This is a genomic window from Nocardia bhagyanarayanae (assembly GCF_006716565.1).
GTDB lineage: Bacteria > Actinomycetota > Actinomycetes > Mycobacteriales > Mycobacteriaceae > Nocardia > Nocardia bhagyanarayanae.
In genome coordinates, this window is sequence record NZ_VFPG01000001.1 from 2,110,650 (window position 1) to 2,127,323 (window position 16,674).

Genomic DNA, 16,674 nt, shown 5'->3' on the forward strand with positions numbered 1-16,674 from the left:
TACCACGTCCGCGGGCACTCGGCCTTGTGTTCGGCGTCAGCCGGTCTGCGCGAGCCGCACTGTGGGCGTTCGGCAGGGCGCTCCTGCGTCAGCGAATCTGCGCGAGCCGCAGCAACTGCACGGCGAAGTCGTCGTCGGAGACCGGCGTGAGGATCAGGTCGTGCGAGGTGGTCAACAGGTAGCGGCCGTCGCCGGTGAAATCGAGCCAGGTGCGGTGGCGCGTCGGGGGTGACATCGGGTTGTCCGGGTCCACGGTCACGGTGATGAACCCGCGGCAGTCCACCGGCTTGCGCAACGTCTGCCGGAAGCGGGCGGCGCCGCGCTGGCCGTTGGCCGCGGGCGTCTCGGGCGTCTCCGTGGTGAGCACCGCGTCCTGCGGCTCGCGCATCGCGCCCAGTCGTCCGGGCTGCGCGGAGCCGATCACCTGCACCAGGCGCTGGCCGAGGTTGCGCGCATGGCACATCTGCACGGTCACCTTGTCCGGCGTCGCGACGAGCACGCCCGCGTGATTGTGCACAACGGCGGCGAACGCCAGAACGCGGTCGCCTTCCGGAGAACTGCCGTTGCGCCCCGGCGTGCTGCGCTCACCCGAGATGGTGATGGTGGTGGCGTCGGTGCGCGCGCACAGCATCAGCGCCGCGGCGAGGTCCGGGTCGGCCTGCTTGGCGAAGCGCTGCGGCAAACGCAATGCGGCGTACTCGGTTTCGGTGCGCACGGTGGACGAGGGCACCATGTTGATCGGATACGGTCGCCTGTCCAGGTTCGTTTCGCTTTCCCAGACATGCGTGAATTCGTCCGGGGTGAGTACCCATCTCACCGTGCGCCGCCCTCGCCGTCGGAGGGTGCGCGCGGCGGTGTGAACCGGGGCACGCTGTCGCCCGAGGCGGGCATGGTCGGTGTGTAGACGTAGGTCATGGTGTCCTGGACGTCGGCCTGCGCCGCCGCCGCGGCCAAGTCGTGTTCCATCCTGCGGCGCCCGCCGTACACGGCCTCCGCCGCCGGATCGTCCAGCGGCACATAACGCTGCGGCTCCGGGATCGCGGCGCGAATGGTCTGTGCCGCATCGCGATTGAGCTCCATGAGGCGCTGCACCGCGCGGCACACGTCGTGCGCCTCGGCGCCGACCCGGATGAACTCGCGCGTCGCCCGCTGCGCTGCCTCGGCGGATCGACCTGACCAGCGGGCGAATTCGCGATTGGCGGCGTCGGCGAAGTGCTGGAAGGCGTCGGCGACCGCGTCGGCGTTGGCCTGCCACGCCGCAGCGGTCTCGCCGAGCGCGCCGGGATCGAGCGCCTCGTGCACCCGGTCCCAGATCTCCACGTGCGTGTACGCGCCGAATCGCTCGCGTTCCGGCGCGTAGGCGGGATCCGTTCCGCCGCTGACCGTTCCGGCGGAGTCGGCGAGCGCGCGCTGTTGCACCCTGATCTCGTCGGCGGCGGCTCGTGCCGCGGCGTCCACCACGGTCACCACCTCCGCATCTTGGATACGCGCGCGGTCATCGCGGATCCAGATACTCGGTGACCAGTTCGAGCGCGGCCCGATTCGCGGCCTCCGCGTCCGCGAGTTTACGGCCCGCGGCGAGATAGGCCGCTTTGAAGAGCAGCGCGGTCTCTTGAAACGCGGCAACGGTGTCGAGGAACTGCCTGCCTTTGTCGCCGAACCCGACGGCGAGGCCGCGGCCGGAAGGCAGCTCGGGAAATCCGTTCACTTCGGTGACCGAATGCCCTGTGGCCATTGCCTTTCGCAGATCCTCGACCAGCCGGTCGCACGCCGCGGCGAGATTCTCGGCCACATCCTCGGCCAGCTCGAAACGTTCACCCTCCGCGCCGACGGCCGCCGCGTACAACCCCCTGGCCAGCCCCTGCCCGGTATCCGGCACCGCCACCTGGATCGCCCCCTTCTGTTCGGTCCACACCCACCGCCCGAAGTCGGTCCGCAACCCGCGCATGGCCGCAGCGGCGGCGAGGTACGCGGAACAGACGCTGCCGGACGAAGTCCGTCCCTGGACCGCGCACGGCCGGAGCGGATGCGGAGGTACGCGTACTGGTCGGCACTCTACCGCCCGGTAACCACCGCTGTTGCCCGCTTGACCCCGCCCAGACGCTGTGATGTGGCGCACGGTCGGCGGCGAGGAGAGGTTCGCGGGCTGGTTACACTGGCCCGAAGTATTGGCAGATCCCGGAGCGGAAGGCGTTCGGTGCCCGACATCGAAGAAGTACTCCCGAAGTATCAGCAGATTTCGGGGTACATCCGCGACCAGATCGAGCGCGGGGAACTCGCACCGGGCGCCGAGGTGCCCTCCGAGCGCGAGCTCGCCGCGGCGTGGAAGGTCGCGCGGCCGACGGCGGCCAAGGCGCTGAATACGTTGCGCCAGCAAGGATTGGTGGAATCGCGACGCGGCTCGGGCACCTTCGTGCGCGGCCCGGACGCGGTCCCGCTGGTCCGCGAATCCGCCGGGCGGGCACGGCAGTACGGCGGGATGTACGCCGAACGCGAGCCGATCGATATCCTGGCTGCGGAACTCGTCGACGGCCCGGAGTACGTGACCGCCGCGCTCGGCCTGGAGCTCGGTAGCGAGGTGATCGCCCGCAGGCGCTTGATCACCGGAGAGAACGGCGACGCCGAACTCTCGACGTCCTGGTTCGCCGGTGACCTCGCCGATGTCGCGGATCGACTGCTCGACACCCAGCGGCTGCCCGGCGGTACCGCCACCTATCTGGAGGCGGTGACCGGCCGCCGGGTCGCGTCGGTGTTCGATCAGGTCAGCGCGCGCATGGCGACCACGGAAGAGCGCAAGCAGCTGCGGTTGGCCCGCACATCGGCCGTGCTGGTGTACCGGCTCACCGCGATCGACACCGACGGCGTCGTGCTCCAGTTCGACGAGGGCGTGTATCCGCCCGAATCATGGTTGTTCCGCCAGGAATATTCCGTTCCCGGCGTGTGACACGCGGTCGATGACGCGCCGCGAATCCGTTGACAAGGCGGTATTACGCCTGGAATAGTCCGGCGCGCGAGGGAATGGCCTAGTCCGCAGGGTGGGAGGTGCGATGCTCGACCAGTTGACCATCGGTGGCTGGGTAGTCGTCGGAGAGCACTGCTCGGTCCGGCGCGCCGCATTGCACTGCGACGACTACCTGACCTACGTCTTCGAAAACGGCGGCACCGAACTCGATTTCGCGATCGCGCCCGCCGTGCTGCGCCGGATGGTCGAGCTGAGCGAAGCTCGGCCGTCCGGCGACGAGCCGTCCGACTGATCGTATTCCGCGCCGGTTTCGATCACCGCCGTGTGCCGGACGCCGGGCGAAGAGCGTTGGCGCGCGGCCGACGCCGGGCGCAGAGCATTGGCGTGCGGCCGGTTCGCAGTGGCGGGCTGGGCGCGGAGTGGTTGCGCGGGAGCGGTTCTCGGGTGGCGTGCCGGACGGGGGTGTGGAGTGGTTGCGCGGAGCGGGTTTTCGAGTTGTGGTTGCCGGACGGTGGGTGTGGAGTGATTGCCCGCAGCGGGTCTCGAGCTGTGGCGTGCCGGGCGCTGGACGAGGGGTGGTTGGGCCGGGCCGGTTCTCGGAGGGCGGCGTGCCGGATGCTGGACGCGGTGTGGTTGCGTGGAGCGGGTCCTGGAGTGGCGGCGTGGAGCGGGTCCTCGAGTGGCGGCGTGGAGCGGGTCCTCGAGTGGCGGCGTGCCGGACGCTGGGCGCGGTGTGGTTGCGCGGGGCCGGTTCTCGGATAGCCGCCTGTCGGACGCTGGGCGCGGATAGTTTCCGCAGATACGGTTCACACCGCAGTGGCCGCATGCCGGGCGATTAGCGCGAAGGCGTTTCCCGGCCTGGCTCGACTGAAACGTCCTGTGCCGCAGGCGAATTCGATTTCTCGAAGCCGAAAGGGTAAGCCCCAACCCTGTTTCCGCTCAGTCTGGCCGAGTGGCGCTGACGTACTGCAACAGCCGATGCACCCGCTGATCGATCTCCACGAGCCCGAGTTCGCGAAACAGGTCGGGGAAGGTCGAATCGTCGAACACCCGCAGACCGCTCAAACCGCCGACGAACCGGCTCGCGCGCCCGAACGGCGTATCGGCGCGGTGGCTCGTGGTGATGGCGATGCGCCCGCCGGGGGCGAGCACCCGCACCATCTCCCTGGTGGCGGTCAGCGGATCGGGGATCAGATAGAGCGCGCCGAAACAGCACACCGCGTCGAAGGCGCCGTCGGCGAACGGCAGCGTTCGGGCGTCCCCGCGCAGATAGCCGACCCGCGGCCCGGCGTTGTCGACGACCGCGCGGGCCAGCATCGGCTCGGAATAGTCCACGCCGACCGCGTACCCGCCCTCGGACAGCGATTCGCTCAGATACTTGGTGAAATTGCCCGGCCCGCAAGCGATGTCGAGCACCTTCTGATTCCCGCCGAGCCGCAGCGCGGTGACCGCGTCGCGGCGATCGGTCGCGGTGCTGCGGCCACTGGCCAGGTAGAACAGCGTCGGCCGCCATGCGCGTTCGTAGACGGCGGCCAACGCGGGGTGGTTCATGGTGCGGCGCGCCAGGTTCAACGCGCCGCCCTCACGAATTCGTCGTGCACGGCAAGCTCCTCGACGGTGGAAATCGGCAGCCCGATTCAGGACCGCTCGACCTCGATCGTCATGCCCGCGGCACGCAGCCGATCGGTCAGCGCGTCACCCATGGCCGCGGCCGGGGTGAGGATGCCCGCCAGTTCGGGCTGCTTGTCGGTGTCGAAGGCAAGGCACAGTCCGGCCTCGCCGAGCATGACGGCGGTGGCCTGGTACCCGGGATCGCCCTTACCGGCGAACGTCGCGACGTACTTCGCGCCGGAAGTGGTGCGCGCGTAGGTCTTCATGGTGAACCAGCCGCTGCGCCGGGCCTCTTCGCTCGGTCCCGTGCCCGGCTTCGGCAGCACCCGGTCGAGCAGCTTGCGGCCCGCCGAGACCCGCGACAGCAGCGCGCCGGTGGCCATGGTGGCCACGATGCCGCCCGCCATGCCCGCCGCGACCAGCGGCGCGACCGCCGACTTCCCCGCGTTCATCACCTCGCGGTAGCGGAAATTCTTGCCGTACGGCCAGCCGAGCAGGCCGTTGCTGCGGCGCACGATCTTGGTGTTGTGCGCGGCCATCACGAAGGTGGTCACCCAGCCGTCCAAGCTCGGGTCGATGCTGCTCGCCCGCTGCAAAGCCTGGTCGCTCTGGCGGCCGACGTCGGGATCCATCGACTTGTCGGGGCTGAGCGAGTACGGGTGCGCGAGCACCGAGGCCTTGCTGGAATCGGCGGCGATGGCCTCCATCATGGCCCGGCCCGAATCGATGGTGCCGCCGCTGACGCCGCCCTTGAGGTAGGCGATCAGTGTGGTGTCGGTCAGCTCGCCCGTGTTGTCCGCGACCGTGCTGCGGTACAGCTGATACACGCTCAGGTCGGACGGAATCGAGTCGTATCCACAGGAATTGACGATCTTCGCGCCGGTGCGCGCGGCCTCGTCGTGGTAGTTGTCGATGGCCTCGCGGATGAACAGCGGCTCACCGGTGAGATCGGCGTAGTGGGTGCCCGCCTTCGCGCAGGCGGCGACCAGCGGCAGGCCGTAGCGCAGGTACGGGCCGACCGTGGTGACCACGACCTTGGTGCGCGCGGCCAGCGCGTCGAGCGCGGCCTGATCGGTCGAGTCGGCCACCACCAGGTCCCACGCCGCGGCCTTCGGGCCCAGCTCCGCGCGGACCTTGGTGAGCTTGTCCAGCGAGCGGCCCGCCAGCGCGATGCGGGCGTCCGAGGGCGCCGCGTCGAGCAGGTACTCCGCGGTGAGCTTGCCGACGAAACCCGTCGCGCCGAACAGAGCGATGTCGAATTCGCGGTTGTCTGCCATGTGTCTCTTCACTCCTGATGGATGCCGTGGCGTGCGGTGCGGGTCAGGCTTTGCGCCCGGCCCTCGGCTGCCGCGCCTTCTTCGCCGCGGTCTTCTTGGGTGTGGTCGCCGATGCGGACGCGGCAGAGCGCGGCCGCGCGGTCTTGGTCGGCGCGGGCGGCGGGTTCTCCGCCAGCCACTGTTGGTGCGCCTTGCCCAGTTCGGTGACCGGTGGTTCGTCGTAGAGCCACTCGCGAGAGATCCGATGCCAGTTCGCGGTGGCGTTGAGCTGGCCGAGCATGCCGAAGGTGAGGAAGTCGGCGCGGCGGGAGAACAGGTGTTCCGGCGGCAGGTTCTGCTGCTTCATGCCCGCGAACTCGCTGGCCCTCGGGTCCACCGCGAGCAGGAACGCGCCGCTGGCCAGCTCGGGTGTGATGGTCAGCTCCTCGTCGACAAGACACCATTCGGAGGCCGCGAGCACGTATTCCAGGCACTCCTCGGCGCCGATCTCCTCCGGCGAGTCGATCACGCCGCGCTGAATCATCAACTCGCGCAGGTCCTCCGCGCGGTCCTCGGCGGCCGCGCGCAGGCAGATCGTCTCGAACCGCACGTGCTCGGGATCCATCCGGTTGAACAGGCCGAAGTCGAGGAAGCCGACGCGGCCGTCGTCGACGAGCAGCACATTGCCGGGGTGCGGGTCGCCGCAGAACTCGTTGAAGGTGAACAGCGAGCCGACGTAGAACCGGTAGATGATCTCGCCGATCCGGTTGCGCTCGTCCTCGGGGAACTGGCGAAGCTCCTCGAAACCCTTACCGGGCAGATATTCGCTGACCAGCACCCGCGTGGTGCTGAGCTCGGGCAGCGAGCGCGGCACCGCGATGAACGGATGCCCCGCGTAGAGCTCGGCGATCTGCAGCTGGGTGACGGCCTCGTTCTGGTAGTCGAGCTCGCCCTCCATGTTCAGCCGCAGCTCGTCGAGGACGGCGGGGGTGACCCACGGCATGGCGGAGGTCAGCACCTTGCGAAACATGTTGAGGTTCTTCAGATCCGCGCGCACCGCGGCGTCGATGCCCGGGTACTGCACCTTCACCGCGACCACCCGGCCGTCGCGCAGCGTGGCCCGGTACACCTGGCCGATCGAGGCCGCCGCGATCGGTTCGGGGTCGAACTCCGCGAAGATCGCCGTGAGCGGCTGGCCGAAATCCTCCTCGACGACCTGCCGCATGGCGTCGAAGGAGACGGTCGGCGCGGCGTTGCGCAGCACGGCGAGCCGCTTCTGGAAGCGTTCGCGATGATCCTCGGGCACCAGGTCCAGATCGAGCACCGACATCATCTGTCCCAGTTTCATGGCCACGCCCTTCATGGTGCCCAGCACCATGACCACCTGCTCGGTGGTGCGGATCATGGACTCCTCGGCCATCTTGGCGCGCACGGCCTCGGATCTGCCCCGCATGGAAAGCCTCGTGCGCTGCGTCCGCAATACCGAACTTGCGGCTACGGCACCCAGCTTGGTGCCACGAGCAAGCCGGGAAGTCGGTACTTGCTTCGCCATCGAGGTACCTCCATTGGTGCCGCGGTCGTAGCCGACGGGACACGCTGGCGCGGGCTCGCGTGACCACGTTGGGGGCGGTGACCAACCCCACTGTGGCACCGCTCGCGTTCAGAGTAACCAACCGCGCGGCATTGTCGAACCGACCGTCACAGACAGGTGTGCCGCTGCCTTCGCTCGGGCCGTGCGTGGTCCGGGGACGGCAGCGCCTACTGTGCGTATCTCCGACTCCGCCCCGGCCGTGCGGGGCCAAGGATGGACTGCGTCCGGCAGCGCCCGTCTGCCGAACGCGTCCCGAGTGAAGGTGACATTCGGTCTGTCCGGTGGGCTCGTGGACGCCTTCGGTCGGGCGCGCTACGCGGGCGAGCCGGTGTCCGGCCTGGGCAGCACGTGCGGCTGCTGGTTGAACTTCTCCCTGGAGCCGCCCGCCTTCGCCATGCCCTCGATGGCGCTCCAGGCCATCATCGTCAGGTAGTCGATGACCTCTTCGCGCGACATCGATTTGTCGGTGGTCCACCAGTGGGTTGCCAGCTGGATACCGCCGACCAGCACGTAGGACCACAGCATCGCGCCCGTGGTGTCGAGGCCGAGCGCGCCCGCCTTGTCGGCGATGACGGCGGAGACCACCTCGGCGAACAGCTTCTCGAACTCGGCGAGCGAGGACGCGTCCGAGCCGCTGCCCATGATGAAGCGGTACACCTCGGGGTCCTCGTCGACAGTGCCGACGTACGCGGCCAGCGCGGTGCGCACCAGCTCGAACTCGTCGGCGTCGAGGCTGATCGCGCCGTACACCCTGGGCATCAGCGTGGTCTCGATGAACCGCTGCATGGTCGCGTGGACCAGGTCGTTCTTGTCGGAGAAGTACCGGTAGAGCACGGTCTTGGAGACGCCGATCTCCGCGGCGATCTCGTCCATGCCCGCGTTGCTGCCGCGGGTGCGGACAGCGGCAAGGGTGCCGTCGACGAGTTCCTCGCGGCGGTCGATCTTGTGCTGCCGCCATCGGCGCTTGCGGCCGTCCATCCGGCCGGTGCGCACCGCAGCCGGTCGCTCGGCGCGCTCACCGATGTCGACAAGGTCTTCGGTGGACAGCGTTGGCTCCCTCGTTCGTAATGGTCGTGGACTTTCAGCTTAGGTGCAGGCCACCCAGCGTAGGTCCGTTTGGGTGCCGGATGCGGCAGGAACCACACATCGGTGCCCCGCGCCCGCGGCACAGCAGAATGGAGACATGGAGAAAGCTCCCGGCAACACAGCGGCACGAGCCACGGGCCCGGAGGCGGCAGCGGAGCGCGACCACGCAGGGGACCGCGACCGCCGTCCGTCCGATACCGCGGTCCTGGCACCGCCGACCCCGGCTGGGCCGACCGGGTTCTTCGTCGACGAGGCCGCCAAACGGCGCGACCTGTGGAAGATGAAAGCCGTCGCCACGGGCTTCCTCGCCTTCGCGACGGTGGTCTACCTGTTCTGTCGCTGGCTGGAATCGCGCGGCGGGGGCGGCGACTGGGTCGGGTACGTGCGCGCCGCTTCGGAGGCGGGCATGGTCGGCGCGCTCGCCGACTGGTTCGCGGTGACGGCGCTGTTCCGGCATCCGCTCGGTCTGCCGATTCCGCACACCGCGATCATCCGCAAGAAGAAGGATCAGCTGGGAGCCAGCCTCGGCAGCTTCGTCGGCACGAACTTCCTCGCGCCGGAGGTGGTCTCGGCCAAGGTGAACTCGGCGCAGATCTCGCTGCGCGTCGGGCGCTGGATGGCCGACCCGCAGCACGCTGCGCGCGTGGCCCAGGAGAGTTCGACGATCCTGCGCGCGGTGGTCGGGGTGTTGCGCGACGAGGACGTCGAGCAGGTCATCGACAACACGATCGTCAAGCGGATCGCCGAACCGCTGTGGGGGCCGCCGATCGGCCGGGTGCTCGCCGAGCTGCTCGCCGACAACCGGCAGCTGCCGCTGCTGGAACTGCTCGCCGAGCGCGCGCACCAGTGGGCGCTCGGCAGCCAGGAGACCATCGACCGGATTGTTTTGCGCGACGCGCCGCAATGGGCTCCAAAATTTGTAAACATTCTGCTTTCAGAAAAGATCTATCGCGAGCTCGTCGAGTTCACCTGGAAGGTGCGGTCGAATCCCGAGCACGAAGTGCGATTGGCCGCGAATCGCTTCCTGGAGGAATTCGCGAACGACCTGCAGTACGACGACGCGATGATCAAGAAGGCCGAGCGGATCAAATCGCAGATCATGGGCCGTGAGGAAATCACCGGCATGGCCGAGGCGACCTGGCGCGCGGCGAAGCGGCTCATCCTGGAATCCGCGGACGATCCGAACAGTACGTTGCGCCGCAAAGTGGGGGAGAATGTGCAGCAACTCGGTGAGCGGCTGCGCGACGACGCCGAGATGCGAGCGAAGGTGGACGGCTGGATCGACCGAGGGGCGCGCTACCTCGTGTCGAACTACGCGAGCGAGATCACCACGCTGGTCACCGACACGGTTGCCAGGTGGGACGCCGAAGAGGCGAGCAAGAAGATCGAATTGCAGGTCGGTCGCGATCTGCAATTCATCAGGATCAACGGAACGGTCGTCGGATCGCTGGCCGGGCTGGCGATCTACACGGTTTCGCACCTGTTGTTCCAAGGTTGAGAAAACAGCACGCCGGCGGTTTGCCGGGAGCGTGCTAACAGTGTGCTTGCAAGAGTTAGCACCCTGCCCTAGAATTGAATCCGTACAACCGCCAGAAGGTGAGTGATGGCAGACCATCCCGAGGTTTCCGCCGAGTACACCGACGGTCCGTCCGAGCAATCGGCGGGCGTCGGCGAACGAGGGGGTCGCGTCGCGAACGCGGCGCACGACATCGGAGGTTTCATCAGGGCGCAGCGCGAGGCGGCGCAAGTCTCCCTGCGTCAGCTCGCCGCACTGGCGGGGGTGAGCAATCCGTACCTCAGTCAGATCGAGCGCGGGTTGCGCAATCCCTCCGCCGAGGTACTCGCGCAGATCGCGAAGGCGCTGCGGGTGTCCTCGGAGGTGCTGTACGTACGGGCTGGCTATCTCGAGCAGCGGCCGCACAGTCCGGTCCGGGATGCCCTGCTTGCCGACACGGAGATCAGTGAACGGCAGAAGCAGGTGCTCCTGGAGATCTATGAATCGTTTCGCCGGGAAAACGGAGGGAACGAGCCAGGGGGGGAATGGGACAGCGACGTTCCGCGCACGACAACCGACACTCCGCCACGCCAGGAGAACGAAAAAATATGACCGAGAAGACCGCAACAGTCAGCAAGCCTCTGTTCGCCGCCGTCGGCGCCGGGGATGCCGTCTACACCGCCGCCCTGGATGTCGTCACCCAGGTGCGTGAGCGCGCGGCCTCCGCCGATGTGCCCGGCCGGGTGGAAGAGGCCCGCGAGCGCTTCGCCAACGTGCCCGCCGACGTGCAGGCTCAGTTCGAGACGCTGCGCGAGCGGCTGTCCGGCCTCCCCGCCGAGCTGCCGGACGACCTCGCCGAGCTGCGCGAGAAGTTCACCTCCGAGGAACTGCGCAGGCTGGCCGAGGAGTACTACAACAAGGTGCTCGACCTGTACGCCGACCTGGCCGTCCGCGGCGAGGAGACCGTCGAGCGGCTGCGCGCCAACCAGCTGGTCGAGGACCAGATCGACCGCGTCGAGACCCTGTACAAGGACGCGGCGGGTCGCGCCGAAGAGGTCCTGGAGCGCGTCAACGGCCTGATCGGCCGCCCCGGCAAGGCCGAAGAGGAAGAGGAGCCCGCCACCGAGCCGGTCGTCGAGGCCGAGGTCGTCGCGGTGACCACCGAGACCGCGCCTGCCGCCGAGAACGGCGCGCCGAAGAAGGCTCCGGCCAAGAAGGCTCCGGCCGCGAAGAAGGCCCCCGCCGCCAAGAAGGCCGCGCCGAAGAAGGCGTAGTGCTCACGGCCGGACGTAGTCCGTCGACGGTCCGCGCACGGTCGCGGCGACGGCGGCGGCACGGGTAACGCGCCGGTCGGACACGCCTCGACGCCCCCGCACAGCCTGCTGTGCGGGGGCGTCGCTCGTATCATGGGTCAGGTGAATACCGTGCACGGGTTGACCGGACTGATTTTGCTGGTGTTGTGGCTCGTTGCGCTGGGCGCGACGATCTTCGCGCTGATCCACGCCATCCGCCAGCGGCCGGACGCCTTCACCGCGGTGGACAAGCAGACCAAGCCGATCTGGTTGGCGATCCTGGGGGTGTCGCTGCTGCTTCTGCTGCTCTCGCCAGCTGGGCTGGGGCTGCTTGCTTTCGTGGCGATCATTGCCACCGGTATTTATCTGGCCGATGTGCGGCCCAAGGTGGACGAGATTCAGCGCGGTCCGCGCTGGTGATCGGCTGACTGCTTGTCAGGCGCTCCGCAGGTAGGCGGTGCTGCGCGGTGCGTAGCTCAGCTGAGCCTGAAGTAGGCGTGATCCGCACGGCGAAACTGCCATTCGAGTGGACGCAATCCAGCGCGATCCGGGCGGCGCAGCTGGGCGAAGCGGGCGGGATCCGCACGGCGAGACCCGCATTCGAGTGGACGCAATCCAGCGCGATCCCGAGGTCGACTTCGGCTCGTCGCTGCCGCACGCGTTCAGGGTCGGCTGGTGCGGTGAGGACGTGTGTGGCGAAATCGATCGGCGGTCTGCGCGTAACCGCCTTTCGAGTCGAACCACTGCTGTCTGGCGCTCTCGACCTTCGGCTGAGCGCGCCAGAGTTTCGCGGGATGCGCGGCAGCGTGAGGCGTAGATGTGGCATACGTAGGTGAAGTGGACCGCTGGCTGCATGGCGAAGCCGTCTTGGGGGTGCACGAGTCGATCATCTTGGTGGGACCTCTGCGCGCGTCGAGGTGGGCGGCTAGGCGGCGACCCCCGTGCGGCTTGATGTGGACGAATCTTGGCGGTGGCCTTCGGGCGGCTCGATGTGGACGAATCTCGGCGGTGGCCTTCGGGCGGCTCTAGGTGGACGGCGGCTTGGTGAGACCTCGGCGGGGCATCGAATCGAGGACTGCTCGGCGGCGACCACGGGTACAAGGGCGGCGGCGGCTTGGGCGGCGATTTCTGCGGGTCTCGGCGGGGGCGGCGGCATGGCGGCGATATCCGCGGGGCTCGAGGTGCGCGGCAGCTTGGCGGCGACCCGGTGGGCTCGAGGGGTGGGCGGCGGCGCGGCGGTGGCTTCGCAGGGCCCGAGATGAAGTACGGCTCGGCGGGCGAGCATCGGGGCCTCGGGGTGGATGGCGGCTTGGTGAGACCTCGGCGGGGCATCGAATCGAGGACGGCTCGGCGGCGACCACGGGTACAAAGGCGGCGGCGGCTTGGGCGGCGATTTCTGCGGGTCTCGGCGGGGGCGGCGGCATGGCGGCGATATCCGCGGGGCTCGAGGTGCGCGGCAGCTTGGCGGCGCACCTCGAGCGGCTCGAGGGGTGGGCGGCGGCTCGGCGGGGACTTCGCAGGGCCCCAGATGAAGTACGGCTCGGCGGGCGAGCATCGGGGCCTCGGGGTGGGCGGCGGCTTGGCGGCGGCTCGGTGGGGCCAGGCAGCGGGCTCGGCGGCTGCCACGGGCAAAAGTGGACGGTAGCTTGGCGCCGACTGGCTGTGGGTAAAGAAATTTCTTGTGCTTGCCAGAGCAAGCGGACTGGGCGTTCGCGCTGGTAGGCGACCTGTGCGCCGGTGCCCTGCTGCTGGGCGGCGGCGCCTTTTTCGTGCTTGCACTAGCTAGCAGGCGGTACTTCGGGTTACTGTAATTATCAGTAACACAAAGGAGTGTCCGATGCGTGCACAGTTGCAGACCGCGTTGGGCGAGCTGCCGGGGAAGGCTCGGGGCCTGCTCGACGTACACCGCGCCAATCTCCGGGCGCGTACCTACTCGACCCCTGCGCTGAACCCGCCCACCGTCCCGCACGACGTCATCCCGGTGACCGCGCCCGACGGCACGAGGCTGCGGGTGCACGCGTACGGTCCGGCCGACGCTCCCGCCATGGTGCTCGTGCACGGCTGGACCTGCGCCATCGAGTATTGGAACGCCCAGATCAACGCCTTCGCGGGCGAATACCGGGTGATCGCGTACGACGTGCGCGGACACGGTGAGAGCGAGCGCGGTCCCTCGAAGCTGACCATGGAACTGCTGGCCGACGACCTCGCCGCGGTGCTGAAAGCGGCGCTGGCCGCCGGCCGCAAGGCCGTGCTCGTCGGACACAGTCTCGGCGGCATGACGCTGCAGGCTTGGGCCGGGCGCTACCCCGAGGAGGTCACCCGCCGCGCGGAAGCCGTCCTGCTGACCAACACCGCGCCGCACGGCCTGGTCGCCACGACCACCGTTGTGCCGTTCTTCAACCGGCCGCTGCCGTGGAAGCGCACCGGCGTCTCGCTGCCGCACGTCGTCGGCAAGCTCGGCTTGGGAACGCCGATCGTTTTTCCGCCGATCAAGCCCGTCAAATGGGTGTTCGCCCGGCAGATCATGAGCCTGGAGTCCACCGGCGACCTGGTCGACTACAGCATGGCCGTGGTGCGCTCGTGTCCCGCTGCGGTGCGGGCCGAATTCGGCAAGCTGCTCGCCGTCATGGATCTCGGCGAGTCCGCGAAGAACCTGGTGGTGCCGACCACCATCCTGGCCGGCTCCGCCGACGACATGACGCCGCCGCTGCACTCCGAGATCATCGCCGAGATGCTCGAATCGGTGGGCAGCCTGGTGCGCTACGAGGTGCTGAACACCGGCCACCTCGGCAACGTCGAGATGTACGAGCGGTTCAACGAGGAACTCGCCCACGTGCTCGACTCGGCGTACGCGCCCGTGCGCACCGAAGCGGTCGGCTGATTCGAGCCGATCGCCGCTGATCCCGACCGGAGCCGACGTTGTCTCCGATCGGGGTTGCGGCGTGTGGGTTTCGGGTGCCGAGGTACCGGTGGCACTGTTTGGAGATGCCGATCGCGTCCGGCGCGGTAACCCATCGGCGCGGGCGCAACGAAGTTGTCGGCGCGGAGGAAGTTGGGCCGCCAGTGCGGGGCACGCCAAGGCCGAGGGCGCGGGGCAAGTTGAAGTCGCCAGTGTGGGCGCAATTTCGCCGCCGGCGTAGGGCGCAGTGAGTGCGGCGTGGGGACGCGGAAGTCGCCGGTGCGGGCGTGGTTTGCGCGCTAGCGCGGGTGCAGCACGGTCGGCGGTGTGGGACAGGATGAAGTCGCCATTGCAGTTTCGCCAGCGTAGGACGCAGTGAGTGCGGCCCGGCCACGGAAGTCGCCGGTGCGGGCGCAGTTTGCCGCTAGCGTGGGCGCAGCAAGGTCGGCGGCGTGGGGCACGATGAACTCGCCAGCATGAGGACAGCTTTGAGCCAGTGCGATGCACGGCAAGGTCCGTGGCGTTGGGCAAGATGAAGTCGCCAGTGTGGGCGCGGTTTCGCCGCCAGGTAGGACGGAGTGAGTGCGGCGCGGGCCGCGGAAGTCGCGAGTGCGGGCGCCGTTTCGCCGCCAGCGCGGGCGCAGCAAGATCGGCGGCGTGGAGCACGACTCGCCTGCAGGAGGACAGCTTTGCGGCTAGTGCGATGCACAGCCCGGTCGGCGGCGTAGGGGCACGATGAAGTCGCCAGTGTGGGCGCGGTTTCGCCGCCAGGGTAGGGCGCGGTGAGTGCGGCGCGGGCCACGGAAGTCGCGAGTGCGGGCGCAGCTTTGCCGCCAGCGCGGGCGAGCAAGATCGGCGGCGTAGGGGCACGACACGCCTGCACGAGGACAGTTTTGCGGCTAGGGCGTGTGTCGAAGTGGTGAGAGCGGGCCGGTGGCCTGTTCTCATTCGTGTCGGAGCCATTGGTTGATCGCTGCGATGTGGATGGTGGCGAGGTAGCGGACGGCGAGTTTGTCGAATCTCGTGGCCACGGCCCGGTGTTGTTTGAGCTGGTTGATGCCGCGCTCGACAGCGTTTCGGTCGCGATAGACGACCGGGGCGAACGCTGGCGGACGGCCACCGGCCGAACCGCGATTGCGGCGGTGCCCGGCTTGATCGGCCGGGACCGGGATGGTTGCTTTGATCCCGCGGCGACGCAGCCAGTCCCGGTTGGCGCGACCCGAATACGCCTTGTCGGCCAGCACCCGGTCCGGACGCCGCCTGGGCCGCCCCCTACCGAGCTTGCCGACCTCGATCGCATCGAGCACCGACATGAACTGCGGGCTGTCACCGGCCTGACCAGCAGTGACGAGCATGGCCAGAACGCGGCAGCCCTGCTCACACGCCAGATGCAGCTTCGTCGTCCAGCCACCACGTGACCGGCCCAGGCCGTGATCGACCGGCTCATGCTCACCCGGACCGGCCGGTGGCTCGGCTTGCCCACCACTGTCGCGACGAGCACCAGCAGCGTGTTGATGGGCCCGCACGATCGTCGAGTCCACACTCACCTGCCACACGATCCGGCCCGCCGCGTCGGCGAAGACCTGCAACAACTTCCAGATCACCAGCCACGCCCCGGAGCGCTGCCAGCGGCGGAACAACCCGTACATCGCCGGCCACGACCCGTACTGCGGTGGAACATCACGCCACGGGCAGCCGACCCGGGTCCGCCACCGAATCCCATCGATGAGCTGCCGTTTCGTCCACACAGGCGGCCGGCCCGCCTTCTTACCGCGAGGCAACAACGGCTCCAACCGTGCCCACTGAGCGTCGGTCAGATCCGCCCGCCCCGCCACCGCTACGCTGGTCACGAGGTCTCCGGTCAGGTCTCCGGTTTTTCTTGGTCGTTAAACCACCTACCGGAGACCTCACCCATACACCAACGCGGACAACACTTTCCAAAGCCTCAAGGGTGGCGCTGGCACAGCGGTGCCACCCCTACCGACTTCGACACACGCCCTAGTGCGATGCACAGCCAGGTCGTCGGCGTGGGGGCACGATGAAGTCGCCAGTGTGGGCGCGGTTTCGCCGCCAGGGCAGGGCGCGGTGAGTGCGGCGCGGGCCACGGAAGTCGCGAGTGCGGGCGCAGTTTTGCCGCTAACGCGCGGGCGTAGCGAAAGTGGCGCGGTGTAAGAACGGACAGTGGGGGCCGCGGGACGCCGGGGCTCATCCTTGGGTGGATCCTGCGGTTGGTCGACGGTTCCCAGTGCTGGGGTGCCCAAGAGGGTGCGCCCACCCAGGTAGTGGGCCCAATGTTGCAGGGCCCAGCAAGTCTGCCCACCCAGGTTTGCCTCGGAGCAGTGCTGGGCGCGTCGTGTGCCGTACCCGGCTTACCTCCCGCGGTCAGGTGCGCTGGGTTCGGCTTCCGGCGTGGTCATCTGGCTGTGGTTGCGTCTAGGGAGGGCAAGCGGAAAGAGTTCTTTGGCCGGTCGACCGTGGGAGG

The 16,674-nt window shown here is 68.6% G+C and carries 15 protein-coding genes; 7 read left to right on the top strand and 8 right to left on the bottom strand.

Translation table 11 applies throughout. From position 1 onward, the window contains the following. Nucleotides 1-88: 88 nt before the first annotated feature. Genes FB390_RS08885 through FB390_RS08895 form a run of 3 tightly spaced genes read right to left on the bottom strand, consistent with a single transcriptional unit; the run spans nt 89 to nt 1,948 of the window. A complete protein-coding gene (locus tag FB390_RS08885; protein WP_141808536.1) occupies nt 89-817 on the bottom strand; it encodes an ESX secretion-associated protein EspG in 729 nt (242 codons plus the stop codon). Beyond that, complete coding sequence (locus tag FB390_RS08890; protein WP_246123928.1) at nt 814-1,470, bottom strand: hypothetical protein; 657 nt, start codon at nt 1,468-1,470, stop codon at nt 814-816. The genes FB390_RS08885 and FB390_RS08890 overlap by 4 nt, the downstream gene beginning before the upstream one ends. Before the next feature lie 25 nt (nt 1,471-1,495). Next, nucleotides 1,496-1,948: a hypothetical protein gene (locus FB390_RS08895; RefSeq protein ID WP_246123929.1), complete on the bottom strand. Its 453-nt coding sequence runs from the start codon at nt 1,946-1,948 to the stop codon at nt 1,496-1,498. 249 nt (nt 1,949-2,197) lie between these two features. On the opposite strand from FB390_RS08895, the gene FB390_RS08900 reads away from it, so the two are divergent. Further along, nucleotides 2,198-2,944 carry a GntR family transcriptional regulator gene (locus tag FB390_RS08900; RefSeq protein ID WP_141808537.1) on the top strand — a complete coding sequence of 249 codons (747 nt, stop codon included), beginning with the start codon at nt 2,198-2,200 and terminating at the stop codon, nt 2,942-2,944. Between the two features lie 103 nt (nt 2,945-3,047). Beyond that, nucleotides 3,048-3,254, top strand: coding sequence for a hypothetical protein (locus tag FB390_RS08905; protein WP_141808538.1), 207 nt, complete (start codon nt 3,048-3,050; stop codon nt 3,252-3,254). Between the two features lie 647 nt (nt 3,255-3,901). On the opposite strand, the gene FB390_RS08910 is transcribed toward FB390_RS08905, so the two are convergent. The 4 genes from FB390_RS08910 to FB390_RS08925 form a co-directional block, all read right to left on the bottom strand. Beyond that, nucleotides 3,902-4,534: a class I SAM-dependent methyltransferase gene (locus tag FB390_RS08910; protein WP_141808539.1), complete on the bottom strand. Its 633-nt coding sequence runs from the start codon at nt 4,532-4,534 to the stop codon at nt 3,902-3,904. A 65-nt stretch (nt 4,535-4,599) separates the two neighbouring features. Then, nucleotides 4,600-5,850: a saccharopine dehydrogenase family protein gene (locus tag FB390_RS08915; protein WP_141808540.1), complete on the bottom strand. Its 1,251-nt coding sequence runs from the start codon at nt 5,848-5,850 to the stop codon at nt 4,600-4,602. A gap of 43 nt (nt 5,851-5,893) precedes the next feature. After that, a complete protein-coding gene (locus tag FB390_RS08920) occupies nt 5,894-7,381 on the bottom strand; it encodes an ABC1 kinase family protein (RefSeq protein WP_141808541.1) in 1,488 nt (495 codons plus the stop codon). A 351-nt stretch (nt 7,382-7,732) separates the two neighbouring features. Next, nucleotides 7,733-8,413 carry a TetR/AcrR family transcriptional regulator gene (locus tag FB390_RS08925; RefSeq protein WP_141808542.1) on the bottom strand — a complete coding sequence of 227 codons (681 nt, stop codon included), beginning with the start codon at nt 8,411-8,413 and terminating at the stop codon, nt 7,733-7,735. 373 nt (nt 8,414-8,786) lie between these two features. On the opposite strand from FB390_RS08925, the gene FB390_RS08930 reads away from it, so the two are divergent. The 5 genes from FB390_RS08930 (at nt 8,787) to FB390_RS08950 (ending at nt 14,174) form a co-directional block, all read left to right on the top strand. Beyond that, nucleotides 8,787-10,004 (top strand): DUF445 domain-containing protein, encoded by a 1,218-nt coding sequence (locus tag FB390_RS08930; RefSeq protein ID WP_141811635.1) that lies wholly within the window; start codon nt 8,787-8,789, stop codon nt 10,002-10,004. 105 nt (nt 10,005-10,109) lie between these two features. After that, nucleotides 10,110-10,613, top strand: coding sequence for a helix-turn-helix domain-containing protein (locus FB390_RS08935; RefSeq protein ID WP_141808543.1), 504 nt, complete (start codon nt 10,110-10,112; stop codon nt 10,611-10,613). Next, nucleotides 10,610-11,275: a heparin-binding hemagglutinin gene (locus tag FB390_RS08940; RefSeq protein WP_141808544.1), complete on the top strand. Its 666-nt coding sequence runs from the start codon at nt 10,610-10,612 to the stop codon at nt 11,273-11,275. Before FB390_RS08935 ends, FB390_RS08940 begins: the two co-directional genes overlap by 4 nt. Nucleotides 11,276-11,407: 132 nt before the next feature. Beyond that, on the top strand, nt 11,408-11,713 hold the full coding sequence (locus tag FB390_RS08945; protein ID WP_141808545.1) for a DUF2516 family protein: 306 nt from the start codon (nt 11,408-11,410) through the stop codon (nt 11,711-11,713). Nucleotides 11,714-13,130: 1,417 nt separating this feature from the next. Beyond that, nucleotides 13,131-14,174 carry an alpha/beta fold hydrolase gene (locus FB390_RS08950; protein WP_141808546.1) on the top strand — a complete coding sequence of 348 codons (1,044 nt, stop codon included), beginning with the start codon at nt 13,131-13,133 and terminating at the stop codon, nt 14,172-14,174. A gap of 962 nt (nt 14,175-15,136) precedes the next feature. Here FB390_RS08950 and FB390_RS08955 read toward each other — a convergent pair. Continuing rightward, nucleotides 15,137-16,042, bottom strand: a complete 906-nt coding sequence (locus tag FB390_RS08955) for an IS5 family transposase (protein ID WP_141808547.1) — start codon at nt 16,040-16,042, stop codon at nt 15,137-15,139. Between the last annotated feature and the right edge of the window lie 632 nt (nt 16,043-16,674).

Excerpts from the sequence above, each read along its gene's own strand:
- FB390_RS08950 (WP_141808546.1), top strand. The coding sequence starts at position 13,131 with ATGCGTGCACAGTTGCAGACCGCGTTGGGCGAGCTGCCGGGGAAGGCT.
- FB390_RS08930 (WP_141811635.1), top strand. The coding sequence starts at position 8,787 with ATGAAAGCCGTCGCCACGGGCTTCCTCGCCTTCGCGACGGTGGTCTAC.
- FB390_RS08905 (WP_141808538.1), top strand. The coding sequence starts at position 3,048 with ATGCTCGACCAGTTGACCATCGGTGGCTGGGTAGTCGTCGGAGAGCAC.
- FB390_RS08920 (WP_141808541.1), bottom strand. The coding sequence starts at position 7,381 with ATGGCGAAGCAAGTACCGACTTCCCGGCTTGCTCGTGGCACCAAGCTG.
- FB390_RS08945 (WP_141808545.1), top strand. The coding sequence starts at position 11,408 with ATGGGTCAGGTGAATACCGTGCACGGGTTGACCGGACTGATTTTGCTG.
- FB390_RS08895 (WP_246123929.1), bottom strand. The coding sequence starts at position 1,948 with ATGCGCGGGTTGCGGACCGACTTCGGGCGGTGGGTGTGGACCGAACAG.
- FB390_RS08915 (WP_141808540.1), bottom strand. The coding sequence starts at position 5,850 with ATGGCAGACAACCGCGAATTCGACATCGCTCTGTTCGGCGCGACGGGT.
- FB390_RS08935 (WP_141808543.1), top strand. The coding sequence starts at position 10,110 with ATGGCAGACCATCCCGAGGTTTCCGCCGAGTACACCGACGGTCCGTCC.
- FB390_RS08940 (WP_141808544.1), top strand. The coding sequence starts at position 10,610 with ATGACCGAGAAGACCGCAACAGTCAGCAAGCCTCTGTTCGCCGCCGTC.